This window comes from Vibrio sp. CB1-5 (assembly GCF_059412285.1).
Map to the genome: position 1 here is coordinate 30,669 of NZ_JBJHPB010000014.1, position 17,022 is coordinate 47,690.

The 17,022-nt window shown below is 45.3% G+C and carries 15 protein-coding genes; 6 read left to right on the forward strand and 9 right to left on the reverse strand.

Annotated elements, in window-relative coordinates; genetic code table 11:
* Window positions 1-145: 145 nt before the first annotated feature.
* Window positions 146-742, forward strand: coding sequence for a beta-phosphoglucomutase family hydrolase (locus tag ACJB0T_RS11675; protein WP_479294542.1), 597 nt, complete (start codon window positions 146-148; stop codon window positions 740-742).
* A 61-nt stretch (window positions 743-803) separates the two neighbouring features.
* Here ACJB0T_RS11675 and bamJ read toward each other — a convergent pair whose 3' ends face one another.
* Together bamJ and ACJB0T_RS11685 are read right to left on the reverse strand one after the other, a co-directional pair.
* Window positions 804-1,277 carry a BamJ family beta-barrel-assembly machinery protein gene (bamJ, locus tag ACJB0T_RS11680; protein ID WP_479293589.1) on the reverse strand — a complete coding sequence of 158 codons (474 nt, stop codon included), beginning with the start codon at window positions 1,275-1,277 and terminating at the stop codon, window positions 804-806.
* 11 nt (window positions 1,278-1,288) lie between these two features.
* The gene (locus ACJB0T_RS11685) at window positions 1,289-1,912 is read right to left on the reverse strand and encodes a thioredoxin domain-containing protein (protein WP_479293587.1); all 624 of its coding nucleotides are present in this window, start codon (window positions 1,910-1,912) and stop codon (window positions 1,289-1,291) included.
* Between the two features lie 144 nt (window positions 1,913-2,056).
* On the opposite strand from ACJB0T_RS11685, the gene ACJB0T_RS11690 reads away from it, so the two are divergent.
* Window positions 2,057-2,695 (forward strand): OmpA family protein, encoded by a 639-nt coding sequence (locus tag ACJB0T_RS11690; RefSeq protein ID WP_479293585.1) that lies wholly within the window; start codon window positions 2,057-2,059, stop codon window positions 2,693-2,695.
* Window positions 2,696-2,769: 74 nt separating this feature from the next.
* On the opposite strand, the gene ACJB0T_RS11695 is transcribed toward ACJB0T_RS11690, so the two are convergent.
* Both ACJB0T_RS11695 and ACJB0T_RS11700 read right to left on the reverse strand, forming a co-directional pair.
* Entirely contained in the window at window positions 2,770-4,518 is a 1,749-nt protein-coding gene (locus ACJB0T_RS11695; RefSeq protein WP_479293583.1) for a formate--tetrahydrofolate ligase, read from the reverse strand.
* Window positions 4,519-4,683: 165 nt separating this feature from the next.
* On the reverse strand, window positions 4,684-5,994 hold the full coding sequence (locus tag ACJB0T_RS11700) for an inosine/guanosine kinase (protein ID WP_479293581.1): 1,311 nt from the start codon (window positions 5,992-5,994) through the stop codon (window positions 4,684-4,686).
* A gap of 209 nt (window positions 5,995-6,203) precedes the next feature.
* Between ACJB0T_RS11700 and ACJB0T_RS11705 the strand changes: the two genes are divergently transcribed.
* On the forward strand, window positions 6,204-7,151 hold the full coding sequence (locus tag ACJB0T_RS11705; protein ID WP_479293580.1) for a sensor domain-containing diguanylate cyclase: 948 nt from the start codon (window positions 6,204-6,206) through the stop codon (window positions 7,149-7,151).
* A gap of 41 nt (window positions 7,152-7,192) precedes the next feature.
* On the opposite strand, the gene ACJB0T_RS11710 is transcribed toward ACJB0T_RS11705, so the two are convergent.
* A complete protein-coding gene (locus ACJB0T_RS11710; RefSeq protein ID WP_479293579.1) occupies window positions 7,193-7,669 on the reverse strand; it encodes a CreA family protein in 477 nt (158 codons plus the stop codon).
* 72 nt (window positions 7,670-7,741) lie between these two features.
* Between ACJB0T_RS11710 and ACJB0T_RS11715 the strand changes: the two genes are divergently transcribed.
* Together ACJB0T_RS11715 and ACJB0T_RS11720 are read left to right on the forward strand one after the other, a co-directional pair.
* Window positions 7,742-8,242, forward strand: a complete 501-nt coding sequence (locus tag ACJB0T_RS11715; RefSeq protein ID WP_479293578.1) for a hypothetical protein — start codon at window positions 7,742-7,744, stop codon at window positions 8,240-8,242.
* A gap of 125 nt (window positions 8,243-8,367) precedes the next feature.
* Complete coding sequence (locus ACJB0T_RS11720; protein ID WP_479293576.1) at window positions 8,368-9,018, forward strand: HAD-IA family hydrolase; 651 nt, start codon at window positions 8,368-8,370, stop codon at window positions 9,016-9,018.
* Window positions 9,019-9,514: 496 nt separating this feature from the next.
* Here ACJB0T_RS11720 and ACJB0T_RS11725 read toward each other — a convergent pair whose 3' ends face one another.
* Window positions 9,515-10,951, reverse strand: coding sequence for a methyl-accepting chemotaxis protein (locus ACJB0T_RS11725; protein ID WP_479293574.1), 1,437 nt, complete (start codon window positions 10,949-10,951; stop codon window positions 9,515-9,517).
* Between the two features lie 140 nt (window positions 10,952-11,091).
* Window positions 11,092-12,327 (reverse strand): aromatic amino acid transport family protein, encoded by a 1,236-nt coding sequence (locus tag ACJB0T_RS11730; RefSeq protein ID WP_479293572.1) that lies wholly within the window; start codon window positions 12,325-12,327, stop codon window positions 11,092-11,094.
* A gap of 500 nt (window positions 12,328-12,827) precedes the next feature.
* On the opposite strand from ACJB0T_RS11730, the gene ACJB0T_RS11735 reads away from it, so the two are divergent.
* The gene (locus ACJB0T_RS11735) at window positions 12,828-13,766 is read left to right on the forward strand and encodes an endonuclease/exonuclease/phosphatase family protein (protein WP_479293570.1); all 939 of its coding nucleotides are present in this window, start codon (window positions 12,828-12,830) and stop codon (window positions 13,764-13,766) included.
* Window positions 13,767-13,846: 80 nt separating this feature from the next.
* On the opposite strand, the gene ACJB0T_RS11740 is transcribed toward ACJB0T_RS11735, so the two are convergent.
* Window positions 13,847-14,413: a PhnA domain-containing protein gene (locus ACJB0T_RS11740; protein WP_479293568.1), complete on the reverse strand. Its 567-nt coding sequence runs from the start codon at window positions 14,411-14,413 to the stop codon at window positions 13,847-13,849.
* Between the two features lie 179 nt (window positions 14,414-14,592).
* Window positions 14,593-17,019 carry a VolA/Pla-1 family phospholipase gene (locus ACJB0T_RS11745; RefSeq protein WP_479293567.1) on the reverse strand — a complete coding sequence of 809 codons (2,427 nt, stop codon included), beginning with the start codon at window positions 17,017-17,019 and terminating at the stop codon, window positions 14,593-14,595.
* Window positions 17,020-17,022: the final 3 nt, after the last annotated feature.

Here is a 17,022-nt window from a genome sequence, read left to right on the forward strand (position 1 = left end):
GCAATAGCAAGAAGAAGAAATGGAATCGAGTGCATATAAAGCAACCTAATGAAACCCTTTATTGATATTTATATCGGTTATGAGGTGGCGTTCTTTAGCGAACGGTGTAGGTTTTAGAGCACAAAAATGAACATTAGAGGTTAACATCTTGTTACAGCTAGAAAAATACGACGCAATTATTTTTGATATGGATGGTACGCTTTTGGACACTATGCCGAACCACGTAAAAGCATGGGAGTTAACAGCTGAACACTTTGAATTTCCATTTGATCGTACTTGGCTGCATTCGCTTGGTGGCATGCCGAGTTATAAGATTGCTGGTGAGGTAAATCAACGCTATGGCCTGAGTTTGGATCAGCAAACAGTATCGACTTTCAAAATGGAGACGTTTGCTACATTGCCGTTTCATGGTGCCCCAATCATGCATACCTATGAAGTATTCAAGCAATATCGAGACCAGAAGCCGATGGCCATTGGTACCGGCAGCCAGCGTGACTCTGCAATAAAGCTGCTTACTGAAGCCGGTGTGTTGGAGGCGTTTGACTGTATCGTGTCGGCAACCGAGGTGACCAGCCATAAGCCGAATCCAGACACCTTCTTGATGGCAGCGGAGAAAATGGGCAAGCAAGCCTCACGCTGCGTTGTTTTTGAGGACACAAAGCTGGGGTTGCAAGCTGCGCACGCGGCAGGAATGGATTGCTATTTAGTGGCTGAAAGCAGCTTTGAGTTTTACCCTGCATAAAGAAAAACGCCCTATCGATGACGATAGGGCGTTTTAGTTATGCGCTTACACAGATGTAAGTCTACTGAATCTTAAGTAACTCAACATCGAAAATTAATACTGCTGAAGGGGGAATTGGTCCGCTACCACCTTTGCCGTAACCTAGTGTGCTAGGAATGTATAGGCGGTATTTATCGCCTTCCGACATGTATTGCAAACCTTCTTGCCAGCCCTTGATTACCTGGTTAAGGCCAAAGCTGATTGGTGTTCCACGATCAACGGAGCTGTCAAAAACGGTGCCATCGATTAGCGTACCGTGATAGTGCACTTTTACCTTGCTCTTAGCCGTTGGGGTTTCGGTATTTTCACCTTTATGAAGGATTTCATATTGAAGGCCACTTTCAGTGCTGATCACACCTTCTTTTTTAGCATTTTCAAGCAAAAATGCCTGACCTTGTTGGAAGTTCTCTTCACCTGCTTTGCTGTTGTTCCAAGTGCGATAAATCATGAAAGCTGCCAGCAGCAGAACGATAACAGGGATAAGAATTTTAGACACAATCTTTCCTTCTATTTAGTTTTTAGGTAATTAATAGTTTCGGCAATTTCATCGATTCCCTGATGACCAGAGACCATGACTTCATACTTACCGTTTACGATAAATGTCGGTACCGCATTTATTTGCGCTTCAATAGAGACTGACTCCGCGACTTCTAGATAACGGAATAATTGCTCTTGCTGCGTTTTATCGAGCTCGTATGGGCTTACCATGTCACGAGAGTGGAAAATACGATCGAGTTCCGCTTTCTTTGCTTCTCCATCTAGATCATGATCTTGAACCAAAGCAAAAAGGCTATCTTTCATATCTGCCGGCACGATACCGTTTTCCGACTGCATTACCGCAGTGTAAAAAATCATCGCGGCAATCTTGGCACTGTCATTGAACATAACGTGCAGTTTACCAAGCTTTTCACCCGTTTGTTCTTCTAAAGCGGGTAGCATTGGCTCTAGATTGCGACAGTGGCCACAGCTCAAAGAGAAGATTTCAGTGATTTGTGGAAGGCGGTATGTCGATAAGTTGGTATCCAGCGTACGATATTGTTTGCCTTCGACAGGAGTAGATGATTCGCTGCATGCAGCAATAGCTACAACCAGCGCTAATATAGAGAATGACTTAGAAAGTGTTTTTAACATGATAATGCTTCTAAATGAATTTAACCCAAAGAGTGTAACGTTGAATGAGTGGACCACACAAGAGGAGAAAAGACGAAAGATTTATTGTAAAGCTTTGACTATTTCGGTCGATAAAAGGGTAAGTTCAAAAGTGAGGAGTGGGTGATGTTGAAACTGAAAAAAATCGTAGCTTTTGCTGTAACGGGTAGTGCTGCGATCATTTTGTCAGGGTGCAGTTCGATGTCCGCAACCACAAGTAAAATGTTCCCAGCGATGCTAGAGACAGCGCCTCGTGGAGAGAGCGATGTCATGCACGCCGATTGGGCAGAGGCGCCGATCATGTCGAGCGCGAGAGTAGGCGGCCCAAATGGTCAGTATCGAACTCAGTCATGGGATGAACTGGAAACATATCTGGTTAATCACGGTTTGGATTATGAACTGATTCCCGGTGACTACGTCATGATTCGTCTCAAACAGAAAATTCATTTCAACACGGGTTCAGCCAATGTCGCTGATGGTTCTGCTCAGTGGTTAAGTCAGCTCGCTAGCTTTTTATCAAATCAAACCGGGGTGGATGTTGTCATTGGTGGTCATACCGACAATACGGGGACAGTGAAACTGAATGATTCTTTGGCAAATAAACGCGCAGAATCGGTAAAACGAGCGCTGGTGGGTAATAAAGTCCCACAGCAGATGATCTATACTCGAGGCTACGGGGAATACGTTCCGGCATGCACGAACTCTACTCAGTTTGGTAAAGCCTGCAATCGCCGAGTGGAACTGACACTGATTGTTGCTCAGTAATCTAGAAATACTAAAAAAGCGACGGTGAATCTGTCGCTTTTTGGTATCTGACTGTCAATAACGTATTGAAAGCGCTAGCTTAGCCCAACAATGTTGCCATCGTCATCAAGGTCTAAACTCATAAAGGCTGGCTTATCTGGCAAACCCGGCATAGTCATTACATTGCCGCAAAGTGCGTAAACAAAGCCTGCACCCGCACATAAGCGCAACTCACGAATCACCACATCAAAGCCAGTTGGGGCACCTTTGATACTGCCATCGGTCGTGATAGACAGCGGAGTTTTCGCCAAACAAACGGCGAGATGATCAAAACCGTGTTTCTTGTATATCTCTAACTGCTGCTGAGCCTGATAGGAGAGCGTAACACGTGCCGCACCGTAGCCAACTTCACATACCGTCATGAGTTTTTCTTCAATGGCTTGCTCAGATGTATACAGTGGTTTGAAGTTAGCTTCTGTTTCACATGCTTCAATCACTTTTTCAGCCAGAGCGACAGTACCTTCGCCGCCTTTGGCAAAGCCTTCGCTGATTGCAACGCCGCAATTGCTATCGAGTGCTTCTACCCACTCTTTGAGTAGAGCAAGCTCTTTTTCGCTATCTTGAGGGAAGCGGTTAATTGCGACGACAGATGGAACACCATACTTGGCAACGTTATTGATGTGCCACTTTAGGTTTTCAAAGCCGGCGTCAAGTGCAGCACTGTCTTCGCCATAAATGCTATCTGGGATCGGTGTACCCGGTTTGAGATCATACAAGCCAGAGTTAGCTTTTAGGCCACGAAGTGTCGCGACGATTACCGCACAGTCAGGTTTTTTATCTGTCGCTGAAGCTTTAATGTTGCATGCTTTCTCAAAACCCATATCAGAGCCAAAGCCGCCTTCGGTAACAGTGAAATCACTGAGTTTAGTGGCGATGCTGTCCGCAATGATTGAAGAGTTACCATGGGCGATATTTGCAAATGGTCCAGCGTGGATAAGCGTAGGTACGCCTTCCAGTGTTTGCATTAGAGTCGGCTCAATCGCCTCTTTCATGCTCACTGCCATGGCACCAGCAACTTGTAGATCTTCTGTTGTGATCGGTGTGCCGTCGATGGAGTAGGCGACAACGATCTTACCGATTCGTGCACGTAAGTCTTTTAGGTCTTTAGATAGCGCTAAGATAGCCATCAGTTCAGACGCAGCAGAAATATCAAAACCATCTTGGCGTTCATAACCATTAATGGTCTTGTTAACCTCGTTTTGACCAACCGTCACCATACGCAGGGCACGGTCATTGTGGTCAACAACACGTTTCCAAACCACATTCTTGCTATCGATTTTCAGCGCTTTTAATCCAGTGCGGTTTTCAAACGCTTCAAATCCTTGACGCTGTTCATGGTAGATACGCGCGTCAATAGCGGCTGCAGCCAAGTTGTGCGCAGCAGTAACGGCGTGGATATCACCTGTCAGGTGAAGGTTTAGCTCTTCCATTGGCGCAACTTGCGAATAGCCACCGCCAGCAGCACCACCCTTAACACCGAAAATTGGGCCCATAGAAGGCTGGCGGATACAAGCCATCACCGACTTGTTGAGCTTTTTCAAACCTTGAGATAAACCGATAGTTGTTACGGTTTTTCCTTCACCCAGCGGGGTTGGGGTAATCGCAGTAACAACGATTAGCTTGCCGTCACGGTTGTCCTTAAGGCGAGAAACCGCATCTAAAGTAACTTTAGCTTTGTGATAACCTTGCGGATGATACTCATGCTCAAGCAAGCCTGCTTGCTCGGCAATGTCAGAAATAGCGGAGAGTGACGTCGTACGACAGATATCGATATCGGAAAGCATTAACGGTCCTTTAAAGCCACAAAATTATTGAGGAAAACGTTTGCGTCAGGATAATACTGGTTAAATATGCTTTGTAAAGCTAAACATTTAGCCTCCTGTACTAATATTAACCAGTTTCTCAATAGTTGTCTGATTTAGAAACAAAAAAAGGGCCGAAGCCCTTTTTTATCGATCCCAGTACGCTTCTTCTTCGAGGCTGTCTTCCCTTTCAGGTAGCGCGCGCGTTAGTCGAGGAGAATGCTGGGTAAGTACTTCGTAACTTACACGGTTCGCGTACTTACAGATTTGCGATAGCGACGAATATGTTAAACATGGTGCAACGTGTTTGTCTGAGTCTGCTACATTCTTGCTGTGGAATGAGTTAGCTGTCATATCGTGTAGCAATGCAGAGAGGGCACCATCGCCAGCACCATTGGTGTTTTTGATTTCTAATGGACCGCCAAGATAAGGGCCAATATGTGAGTACACTTTTTGCGGATCAGTACAGTCTTGCTTGCGCATAGCGCGGCTGAACTCAAACTGGTTGAAATCGCTGAACTGCTCAGATGATAGCAAGTCATGGGTGGTTTCACGTAGAGTGACGTTGTCACAGTAACCTGCCATGTAAAGACCTTCTGGGCCTGCAGTACACAGGACAAGGTCGACCCAATCTAGCGCTTTATCAGCGGCTTGTAATGGATCAGCAAAGCCAGTTAATGCTTCACCTTCTTCTTCATTCATCGCCAAGATAGTCACGTTTTCTTGGATGTAATCTTGCCAGAACTTCTCGTTACCTTCGATTACCCACTTTGTACCTAGCGTAAGTACGATTGGTACCGACTTTTGTTTTGCGATTTCTACGGCGCGTGCAACGGCCTGTGGCATTGGATCTTCAGGCTTACCACGCATCAAGTACGAAGATACAACAAGCGCTGACGCTTTGTTAAATACCGATTCAGGAACACTTTCTGGACGCAGTTGGTTCATTTCACCTTCGTTGATAGCGAAAGTGCGTTCGCCGTCGTCTGTGATCAAGGTATAACAACGACCAATTGGGCCATCTACAGTCTGCAAATGATTTAGGTTCATTCGTGAAGATGTGCGGCAAAGGTAACGATAGCCGTAAGAGCCGACTTGGATGTTTTTTGACATCACACCGAGCAATACTGATTTGCTATCAGCGAGAACCGAGTAGTTGTGTAGTGTGTTGCCAATCGTATCACCCGGAAACTGGTGAGTGATCAACTCTTTCTCAACGAGTTCTGCATAAAGAGCGTCCGCTTTGCTCTCCTCAAGCACAAGTGAGTGTCCTTTACTCAAGTCGTATTTCGCTAAAAAGTCATCATCAACTCGTGCTTCGATATCAACGATGGTTTGACCGACACCAACAATCGTTGGACGGTACAGCTTAGGCGCTGACTGCGCTTGACTGACCGAAAGGTCTTTCTTGCTGGTAGGAAAGTAGTGTTTTGACTTGCGTTGTCCAGGAAATTTCATAATAAAAAGCTAGCGGCTCAAAATTTGTCGGCATGATATCACAAGAAGTTTATCTGTGTTTCATGAAATTGCATTGAGTTTGTGAGTTGTTTTAGTTTTGGGGTGCGTGCTACCTAGGTCAGCGGTCACAAATTGAACCGATTGCCATACGGAAAGTGTGTCGATATGCAATACTGTTCAATGCTAGGGTAAGGTAGAGGACGCAGGTTATGGATATGAAAAATCTGACAGTCGACGAAATTAGAGCGGTACTAAGTCGTTTAGATTGCTACTTTTTTGTCAAAGACCAACATGTGCGCTACACCTACGTTAACGACGCAGTGTCGCGTTTGTTTGGTAAACCTGCCGAAGACATTGTTGGCGGTGATGACACCCAGTTTTTTGACCTTGAACAGTGCCATGATCTTATTCAACACGATCGAAAAGTGCTCGAAGGAGAATCGCTGTCACAAGTTGAAAAAAGCACGGATATATATGGTGTGACCCATCACTATCAAATTCTGAAAACACCGATTTATGACGACGAAGGCAATGTGGCGGGAATTTTCGGTTTGGCGATCGACATTTCAGAGTCTATTGCTAAGCGAGATGAATATGAATACTTAGCTATTCGAGATGTCCTGACTGGCGTCTACAATCGCCGCTACTTGGAGTTGCAATTAAAGCGAGAAATTGCAGCTCACGTACGCCACAACAAGCCACTTTGCTACGTCATGCTGGATGTCGATAATTTTAAACATATCAATGACAGCTATGGTCACAGCATTGGAGACTACGTCCTTAAAAACGTTGCCAAGCTAATGGAATCATCGGTACGCGAAGAAGACTATTGCTTTCGTTTTGGCGGTGATGAATTCGCCTTGCTGTTACCGCTGACCTCGTTATTTGCTGCTTATAAGGTGGCGGAGAGAATTCGTGCCAGCATTGCTGAACATGAGTTTGTGTCTTCAGAAGGGCAAAAGTTCTCTATTAACATTAGTCTTGGTGTTTCACAGCTTACTGAAGGAAACACGGGCTTACTTGTCGCTCAAGCGGATGGGGCGTTGATGACGGTGAAACGTGAAAAGGAAGGAAAAAACATGACGTTGGTCTTTTGTGACAAACAAGGCCATATTACCGAGTGTGAACGATGTAAGTTGAAACGTACCTGCCATTAAAAAGTCAGCTCTAAAGAAAAGAGCTGACTATATGTCGAGGACTACTGTTGAACGTCTACCGGAGATTCTACGTAAGCTTTAGTTCCCCACAAGGGTACGGTCGACAAGCTGTGTTTAAAGCTGCCTGATGTTTCTTTGGTTGAATATGACAGATACATCAGGGTTTGATTGTCCGCATCATAAATCCTACGAACCTTCATACTTTTGAAAAAGATACTTTTGGACTTCTTAAACACCACTTCGCCAGACTTTGATTTGTCGATTTGAGCAATCATCTCAGGCGTGATCTCGCCTGTTTGGCGGCATGAGATAGAGCTGTCACTTGGATCGGCCAGGCTCAAATCGGCCTCGATGCTGGCAACGTGACACGTAACGCCAGTGATAATTGGGTCATCAAGAGTGTTGAGTTTAATATCTTTTAATGTGAACATACCGAGCGACACATCGCCCACCTCTTTGTCACCACACCCCGATAGGGCTAATGTGGCAAGCGGGACAAGCAAAAGCTTTTTAAGCATAAAGGATTCCTTTTTAAATTAGGCTTTTGTATACCATAACTAAGGTTACCCGAAAAATCGAATAGGATTAATATGAAAGACATAGCCACACGCCTCCACAACGAAAAGAATCAATGGCTGGCTAGCCAAGTAGAAGGTGGGTATCCAACCAAAGAGAGCCTCAAAGGTCGCGAACTTTACCTTGGTGCAATCTCTAGTTGTTACTTGGAACCGTTTGAAGCTCCCAGTGACTCAACAACTAATATTGAATGGCATTTGGTCGATTTTCATCGGCTAACCATTATGTTCTCACTGTTACATTCCAAACGCTGGGCAAATGATGATCACCAGCAACTTATTGTCGAATTTCTCACGCAGATCATCGTTGAGCCTAGTTACGCGTTGTACGTTGGTTTTGAGCGTGGAGAGGTTGCAGCAGCGGCCATGGTATCGACAGAAGGGGAGACGGTGCTGATCTCAGATATCGCACTTTCCGGTGATTGGAACGAGGCGAATGTATCGGCCAGTATCGCTTCTCTAATACAAAGTGCCCAGATTGCAACTAATTCACAGGTTTGGTTAGAAAAACGGTGATCAATCACTGAGTTTCGAATTTTGCTCTCTTCAAATATCCAAACTTTCGATTCCATCGCCTTCTGATTCGCCGAAGTGTATTAATATTCAACGAAAATTAAGTGCAAAAGGTCGTTGAATACATAATGGCGAGTATTAAATGTGTATTGTTTGATTGTGATGGAACCTTGGTTGATAGCGAGCGTTTGTGCTGTGTTGCGATAGTAGAAACGTTTGAGCAAGTTGGGGTGACACTTAGGTTAGACGCCGTCATGGATAACTTTGTTGGCGGAAAAATTGCCGACGTATTGACGTCTGCTCAACAACTGGCGGGGAGCCACGTATCACTCGACCTGTTAGAGCCTATTTATCGCGAGCAAACCCAACGTCTGTTTGAAGAGCAATTAAGACCAATGGAAGGAGCCGTTGAGCTGCTCGATTTTTTAGATCAATCCGGTATTGAATATTGTGTGGTCACAAATAGTCCTACTCACAAAGCCAAAAAGATGTTGGCGACAGTGGGACTAGAACAGCGTTTTAGTAATCGTGTGATTTCGGCGTTTGATGCTAATAGCTGGAAGCCGGAGCCGGACTTGCTTCAATATGCAGTGACCATGATGGGCTTTCTGCCTGACGAGTGCTTGTACATTGATGACACGGCTAAAGGCGTGAAGATGGGCATTACGGCGGGGATTCAAACCATCCACTTCGCTTCGTCGTGTGATTATCAGCAAAACTCCAGTACTTGCCTAACCTCGATGAGTGAAGTAATTAAACACATCGAGAAGGCAGAGTAGTAGCAACAGCGAAACGTCAGTGCATCAAGTGGATATGTTTGATGCGTGGAACATGATTTTGAAAATGGGTGCTCTGGTAAACCACAAGACTATGATGAGAAAACTGGCGGGTAAAGTAGCCACAATCTGCGCATATAAATGTCTCTGCATCTTCAGATAATAGTCCTTCATCAGATCCACACACTGGACATAGACCCAGCGGTTGATGCGAAGGTTTGGTTTTATTCATAAAACCCCTCTTGTTGTGGAGGATAGGCTGGTTTTTATGATTGTAATACTCTTCAGTGGAACTCACTTACATTACCCTTGAATTAGGCGAGGTAATGCGACTTATATCACTAATATCAGTGAATGACTCGAAATCATCACTTATATCAATGCGCTCGCATAAAAAATAGACCAGATGAACTGATCTATTTGGATTTATGGCTAAACATTCTTTTGAATAAAACGCTCTAGTTGTTTAAGAGCGCATTGTCGTTGGGCGTGTTTTTAGTTAAGTGCGATAGCGAGTCAATACTTCGCTTAGCACCTTCGTTGCTTTCGATAGGTTCGCTACGCCAATTTCACTGTTTTCTGCAACTTCACGAATGGTTGCTGATTGGGTACGAATATCGCTAAGCTCTGTGGCAATTTCTGATGCCACGCTGCTTTGCTCTGCAGCTGACGTCGAGATTTGGGTACTCATATCCATAACGGCACGTGAAGAGTCAGCAATTGAGTTAACATCACCGCCAATTTCACCAATGAGACTGCTACTAGATTGTGCCTGCTCAACGGTTTGTTGGGTGATCTCTGCAATGTTTTGGCTTTCAGATTGCAGTTTTTCAATCATTGCTTGAATTTCAACAGTGGCGGCCTGAGTACGACTGGCTAAGGTGCGAACTTCATCCGCTACCACGGCGAAACCACGGCCTTGCTCACCAGCACGTGCCGCTTCGATTGCAGCGTTGAGAGCGAGTAGGTTAGTTTGCTCTGAAATCGCATTGATCGTGGTGATCACTTCGTTGATTTGTGTCGTGTTGTCGGTCAATGCAGCAACAGAGTGCGAGGCTTCTTCGATGTAGGCAGACAGCTGGTTGATATCCGCAATAGCTTGTTGCACACGTTGGTAGCTCTGCTCAACTTGTTTGCTATCTTCTTCTGCTTGCTGATTTGATTGCAAAGAGATGTTAGACACTTCTTGTGCAGAAGCCGTCATCTGTTCCATTGCCGTCGCGACGGAATCCAAAGAAGCATATTGATTGTTGATTTGGCTGTTACTGCGCGCCATTTCTTCATGAAAAGAAGAGGCTGTTTCTTCTAAGCTAGTCGCGGAGTTTTTAACTGTGGTAACAAGCTCAGTCAACGTGTCCATTGCTTGGTCTAGGGCGACACCGATAGTACCAAACTCATCACGTCCAGCGACAAAGTTCAGACGCGAAGTTAGGTCTCCATCTGCGATTTTGTTTACCGTTGTATATAGCGTGTAAAGTGCGCCGCCAAGGAATGTCGCAAGCCAGTAGCTGAAAATACCAAATGGAATCACCCATAGGTAGGTTAGCGCCAAACTAGTTAGTGCGTCAGATTTCGCTTGCTCAAGTTGATTTTTCATCGAAACGCTGAGTGAGTAGTTCTTGCCTTCACTACCTTTAGCGCTAGCAGAAACGGTACCATTGCTGATGCCTGAGGACTGAGAATATCCCTCTGTCACGCCCATCTTGTTAAGTAAAGTCATATCACCCGTAGCATGTGCCGCATCGAGATAAGCATTGAGGCTTGCTTCGACCTGACTGATTGCTTGAGATTCAGAACTGGTGACAGCGTCTTGATAACGGGCGACAGACGAGTAGGTGAGTGCTGCAAAAAACAGTGCAAACACAATCCATACTTTGTCGTTGATCGACAGCTTAATAAAAAACGCATCGATTTTTCTAAATTGTACTTCTCTCATGGGCGGCTCCGTGAGTGATATTGTTATTATTGAATAGACATGAAAAAGCCCCAGAGGGGCTTAATTAATGGGTATGATATCGACTTTTTATGCAATGTCTTTATAGGCATACACTAATGCTGTGATTTTGATCACTAAAACTAGCCGAGACTTGGTAGTACATGAAAGCTTACAAGTAATTGAGCTACAACGATAACCAGGCCGACACTCATTGCGACGTAAAGCGCAATTTGCCCACCACCGGTTTGGTAGTGCGTCGTAGATTGAGCCTGGTCTAACCTAACCTTACGAGTTTTTGCCACCATGACGGTTGGTAGAAATATCGCCAGAATGGCTAGGGCGATTGCCGCGTATCCCAATGCCATAATAAAGCCTTGTGGGTAGAACAGGGCAAAGCATAAAGGTGGCAAAAAGGTAATCAGTGCCGCTAAAGCACGATGAGCAAACGCGCTGTCAGTTGATGTATCTGCTGATGCTTTACGGCCCAAATCTCGCAAGTATTCAAACAAACCTAAACTCACACCCAAAAACGAAGTCACCAAGGCTAAGTCTGCAAATACACCAATAATCGTCGCTAATCGCTCGACATGAACGGTGCTTGAAAGTAGTGAAATCAAGTTAGATAAACCGCTATTTTCAACCAAGGTTTGTTGTTGTACAACGCCTAGTGTCACGAGTTGCCAAAATACGTAAATGACCAACGGTAGGCTTGAACCGATAAGAATGGCTTTACGCAGCGAAGCGGTGTCCCCCTTAAGGTAGTTAACAATCGCCGGAATACTTCCGTGGAAACCAAATGAGGTAAAGACCACTGGGATAGCCGCAACAATTAATCCTTGTTGGAGAGGAAGGCTGGTTAAGTAACCTTGAGTCACATTCGGTGCTAGCAAGAAAAGCACACTGCCCATGGCAATCAGCTTGATGGTAAACAACACTCGATTCAGTTTGTCCACCGCATGGGTACCAACAGTGACGGTCAATGCGACGATCAACGTAAACACTACGGTTGCTGTGGTTGATGATAGAGAAAGACCAAATACCATTTCTAAGCGCTCAGCAAATTGACCGCCTCCTCCTGCAATGTATGCCGCACACAATGCATAGAACAAAAACAGCATCGCGAAGCTGGCTATGTACTTACCTTTCTTGCCTAGGATCTGCTTTGCAAGCGTATGTAGTGTCGCCGAATGGTCGGCATATTGGTGTAACTCAACCATTAGTAGTGCGGTATAAGCCATGAGCGCCCACAGACCAACCATTAATAGTAGAGAAGTACCAAAGCCGATGCCGGCAGAGGCGATGGGAAGGGCAAGCATACCTGCACCTATGGTGGTGCCGGCGATGATGAGAGTGCTTCCGAGAACTTTTGATTGCATTGTATATAATTCTTTACGTATTGATGGTAATTAGCGATATGTAAACTATTTTGGCTGATGTTGTAGACGCTAATTCTATTAATGATGGGATTATGCAGTGCTAAAAGCTAACGATCAAGTACTTTGTACGATAATGTTTATACTTGTGTAAATAATTATTTACAGTGGGAGATTGAAGCGCGAAGCAATCGTTTAACGATGACTTTGCTCAAGGAAATGGTAAGAGCGAGTTGGGTTTCTTATTAATGTCATATAGCGTGACTACATTGTCGCACAGACATGATTAAGGAATATGAGTATGGAAAAAGACATCAACGAACACGAGCTAGAGTGGCTAGATGCGATTGAAATTGGTCTGCTATTGTCTGAGTTTGACGTGAACGAGCAAAGCGAAGAGCAATAGTCCTGTTACAAATAGTGGTAAGAAAAAGCGGTGAATAGTCCCACCAGCGACTATCCTAATGAAATGGAAGGAGTTATCAGGGTAGTGGGGGACAAGTATGGTACGAGTGTTTGCACTGTTGGCTGTTCTTTTGCCGTTACCTCTTGCCGTTTATCTAAGATTTTTCGAACCTTCCTGGCAGCTTGAGAACCTTGCTGCTTTCTTATCTTTATTCACCATCTATTTCGGTTTGTTGGCGCTGATATTTCTAATGATGCGCCACTGGCTTGTGTTTACAGGGCTCTTGCTTACGGTATTACTCTTTACGCTCGGAATGAGCAACATATCCATCAACCAAAGCGCTTGTGCTACTAATCGATTATCAGTTCTGCAATATAATGTGTTTTTTGATAACCCATCATTATCCTCTCTGATTGATTATGTAAATCAGGCTCAGCCAGACATGGTTGTTCTTCAAGAAGTCTCGCCAAGGCATGGGCAAGCACTAGAAGCCTTGTTTCGCAGCTATCCCTATTACTATGGTGGTCAGATTCGGGTTGGTTATCCGAGCGGGCAAATGGTATTAAGTAAGACACCACTTTATGGCATGACAACTCACCGTACTACGGCTGGTCATGCTTTCATTAGTTTCGTTTGGCAAACTCGATTTGAGCAAGATGTCATGGTGATAGCGGCTCACCCACCGTCTCCAAGAAACCAGAAACACTGGAATGAGAGAAATGACATGCTGGCAGAAATAGAAACGTTAGCCCTTCGTTCTCCGCTAACATTCAATCTAGTAGTAGGAGATTTTAACCTCGCGAGTACAACGCGCCGTTTCGATAAATTTCTACCTATGTTTCACACAGCGCCCATCCACAGCTGGCCTGTGTTTCTTAAGCGCTGGCATTTACCAACTTACCCGATAGTCGCGATAGACCACTTATGGGTAAGTAATGAGAATAGTGATAGGTCACCGATATGCCAAAGAGAGCGAGTCATGGAAATTACGGGCTCGGATCATGCGGCGGTAATGACTGTTTTGAATGTCGATTAGAGCGTGAATTGAAGTGAATAAAAAAGCGACCTTGAAGGTCGCTTTTCTGATCGAGATGTTAGTTAACACCAGGGTATAGATTACTTCTTGCGGCAGTACTCAGCGATAACATACATCGCTTGACCGTTCGCTTTACCCTGAACGTGCTTTGGATCGTCAGGGTTAACGCTGATACCGCGAATCACAGTACCTTGTTTAATGACTTGAGAAGAACCTTTGATTGGTAGATCTTTGATTACCGTTACGTCGTCACCTTTTTTAAGTTCAACGCCGTTCACGTCGCGAGGTTTCTCCTGGTTTTCATCAAGACCAAGCTCAGCCCATTTTGCTACTTCTTCGTCCATGTACATCATGTCGACAAGATCTTGAGCCCAGCCTTCAGCAGATAGACGTTTAAGTTGGCGCCACGCCATCACTTGAACAGGGGCAACTTGGCTCCACATGCTGTCGTTTAGGCAACGCCAGTGGTTCACATCCATAGTTTCTGGGTTTTCAATCTGGCTCGTACATGTGTCGCAAAGCATAATCGCATGATCAACCGTGATTTGTGTATGAGGCGCAACGGCGAATGGCGTGAGTGGCGCTTCGGCAGCACAAAGTTCACATTTGTTTTCGCAGCGTTCAAGCATGGTTGCTTCAGTAGACATACATATACCTTATTTTGATATGACCAGCAGCCGATAAGCTGATGGTTAAGATGATGTGGTACTTAATTTTAGTATCACTGGATTGATAGCCGCGCATTATACATGGTTTTACGAAAAAGTGTGATCTTGGGCATAAAAAAAGCACGGTCGAGACCGTGCTTTTGCCTTAGGGATGGAGGCTATTGTAGTACATCTGCATCAGAGACGGCTGCCTGACTGTTTTCCACAAAGTATATGACTTGCTTCTGCATTTCTTGATGATGGAGAACGTCGTCATCTCCTTGTTGAATAACATAGGTAGAGTGGCGACCATCAGCATCGAATTTTACAAAAGGCTTGTCTTTTATTCCGGGACCGTCGGTCTTCACTATCTCAGTCAACTCTAAGGCTTTAGCCATTGGCTCAGTACCTGCAAGCGGTGAATACAAAGCATACTTAGTCGGTGGTGTCCCTGTTGGACCAAGAACATTGTTTGGTACCGTCGAATCTCCAAGAACTTGAGCCATGTAAACAGGGGTATTGCTCGCATTCAATGTCATGGCATAGTTGATAGGATCAGCAGTATCCAACACTGTTTGCGCGGCAAAACTAAACTGCGAGGTCGCACTGATAAGCGTTGGGTAGTTAGCGGCATTATCAGCCTCATAAGCATTAAGACATAGTTGCTCGTAACCTAGAGTGCCCGGAGTGCCACAATTGGCATCCGCAAATGCTGCGTAGCCAGGTACACCGCCAAGTGCGACGTTATGTGTGACAACTGGGCCGAAGGCTGCAGAACCCAACAATAAGTTAGCGATTTGACCACCTGAATTCACAAATGATGAGTTCTTAAATGAGAAGAAAGCATCAACGGGAGAGCCCAACGCAGTGTTAGACTGGGCAACCGCAGGTGCACCCAAGATACCGCCTAATGAGTGACCGATAAAGCTCGGCGCTGTAGCTGAGTCTGCCAATGAAGGAAGTGTTGCGAGTGTGCTTGAACCAAATTGCTGCGCTGCTTGATTGGTGCCCAATGCTAAACGAAGCGCGATGAGATCCAGCATAGATTGACGAATGTTATCGCGTGCTACCGGTAAAACCGACAGATTCATATAAGCCAAAACGTTCGCATTCGCCGAGCGTTGGTCGTCTAGACTACGGTCACCATGGAGCGGCGCGTCAATGGCAATGACAGCATAATCACTGGCTACCAGGTTATTGGCAAAGAAGTAGCTGTTTTCTTTAGCTGAAGTAATGCCGTGCTGGTAGATAACTAGCCCTTTCATAACCTTGTCAGTAGGGGTGAAGAGCAGGTAATTCACTTCTTCAATCGACTTGATTGATGGAACAGGCGAGTATTGAGTGACAATACGGTCTGCGTCGTATTGAGAGCCGTCAAGCTTGGTGAACGTGTATCCCATGATATCTGGGAGTTTTGATGCTGGGTTCGCCAAGAACTCTTCTGGGTCGATACCGTAACTTACTAATTGCTGAGCGAAGTTATTCTGTTCAGCATCATCGGAAACGGCATCGTTAATGATAGCGAAGCTTGTTGACGCAGACTCAAACGGTTGAGTATTCCAATTTGCCCCTTTTTCTAAGTAGTGTGGAAGCTTGACGGTACCCCGGCTTACGGTAACGGTGCCAGGTGCTGTTGAGTTATAAAACCCAATCAACATTTGTTGCTCGGTAGTTGTCGCTATGTACCTAGTGAAATTGGTATCGTTTGCCAACACTTCTGCGTAGTCTGCGCCTTGGCCAAATGTCATTTGACCAATGGTTTCAACGGCTTCACCGTTTGGGTTTGCGCCTTCTTTCCAGATATCTGCGTAGCTGTAATCGGCACCTTGGGCTAAAGCAAGCATGCCTTTGGTACCTGAAAGCGTGGCACCAACAGATTGGGTACTAAACCAAGCAGAATACACAATACTTTCTGCGCTAACTGGACTACCAGCTAATGTGGTCGCGCCTTCAACTAATGCCTCAACGCCATAGGTAAGCTGCTGAGGAGCGACTAAGTCACCTGACTCGTAGGGGCGAGACTTTGATTTTAATGAGGCGTAGCTTTGAGACATACCCACTTTTTCGCCATCAGTATCTAAGAGCGAGTCATTGACCGCGACGAGGTATTCAGCGGCGGGCTCTAATGGTTGAGTCGGGGTAATCACAAGGTTACCACCTGATACACTGACAAAATAATCGGTAGGGAATACCAGGACTTTCTCCGGTGCTGGATTGCCGGTCATTTTATCTGAGATCTTAACAAGGCTTACTGATGCAGCTGCAGTCGCAGCATCCAATTGTCCAGAAAAAGGAATAAGAAAGCTTGCGGTTGTCGACCAACCATCCATTTGGCCCATAGCCGCGAGCGGGTTCGACAATGCACTGTCATCGGTAGGTATTTCGATAGTTCCGTCTACGGCATTGAAGAGCAGGTTATTTGGAACGGGTACGGTGGCGTTCGCACCGTTTAAGATAAACTCAAGCTTAGTTGGTTGAGCGAGGGACGTAGTAATAAACGACTCATAAGTCGGCAGTGTAGGTTCACCACTTTGCGTGGCGTCGCTGCCACAACCAGAAAGTAAAAGAGCGCCAGACAGTGCGGTCGCGAGAATTGTTTTTTTCATTAT

Bases quoted from the DNA above. Each gene is read 5' to 3' on its own strand.
- ACJB0T_RS11725 (WP_479293574.1), bottom strand. From the start codon at position 10,951: ATGAGAGAAGTACAATTTAGAAAAATCGATGCGTTTTTTATTAAGCTG.
- ACJB0T_RS11700 (WP_479293581.1), bottom strand. From the start codon at position 5,994: ATGAAATTTCCTGGACAACGCAAGTCAAAACACTACTTTCCTACCAGC.
- ACJB0T_RS11735 (WP_479293570.1), top strand. From the start codon at position 12,828: ATGGTACGAGTGTTTGCACTGTTGGCTGTTCTTTTGCCGTTACCTCTT.
- ACJB0T_RS11690 (WP_479293585.1), top strand. From the start codon at position 2,057: ATGTTGAAACTGAAAAAAATCGTAGCTTTTGCTGTAACGGGTAGTGCT.
- ACJB0T_RS11730 (WP_479293572.1), bottom strand. From the start codon at position 12,327: ATGCAATCAAAAGTTCTCGGAAGCACTCTCATCATCGCCGGCACCACC.
- ACJB0T_RS11695 (WP_479293583.1), bottom strand. From the start codon at position 4,518: ATGCTTTCCGATATCGATATCTGTCGTACGACGTCACTCTCCGCTATT.
- ACJB0T_RS11710 (WP_479293579.1), bottom strand. From the start codon at position 7,669: ATGCTTAAAAAGCTTTTGCTTGTCCCGCTTGCCACATTAGCCCTATCG.
- ACJB0T_RS11715 (WP_479293578.1), top strand. From the start codon at position 7,742: ATGAAAGACATAGCCACACGCCTCCACAACGAAAAGAATCAATGGCTG.
- ACJB0T_RS11745 (WP_479293567.1), bottom strand. From the start codon at position 17,019: ATGAAAAAAACAATTCTCGCGACCGCACTGTCTGGCGCTCTTTTACTT.
- ACJB0T_RS11720 (WP_479293576.1), top strand. From the start codon at position 8,368: ATGGCGAGTATTAAATGTGTATTGTTTGATTGTGATGGAACCTTGGTT.
- ACJB0T_RS11740 (WP_479293568.1), bottom strand. From the start codon at position 14,413: ATGTCTACTGAAGCAACCATGCTTGAACGCTGCGAAAACAAATGTGAA.
- ACJB0T_RS11705 (WP_479293580.1), top strand. From the start codon at position 6,204: ATGGATATGAAAAATCTGACAGTCGACGAAATTAGAGCGGTACTAAGT.
- ACJB0T_RS11685 (WP_479293587.1), bottom strand. From the start codon at position 1,912: ATGTTAAAAACACTTTCTAAGTCATTCTCTATATTAGCGCTGGTTGTA.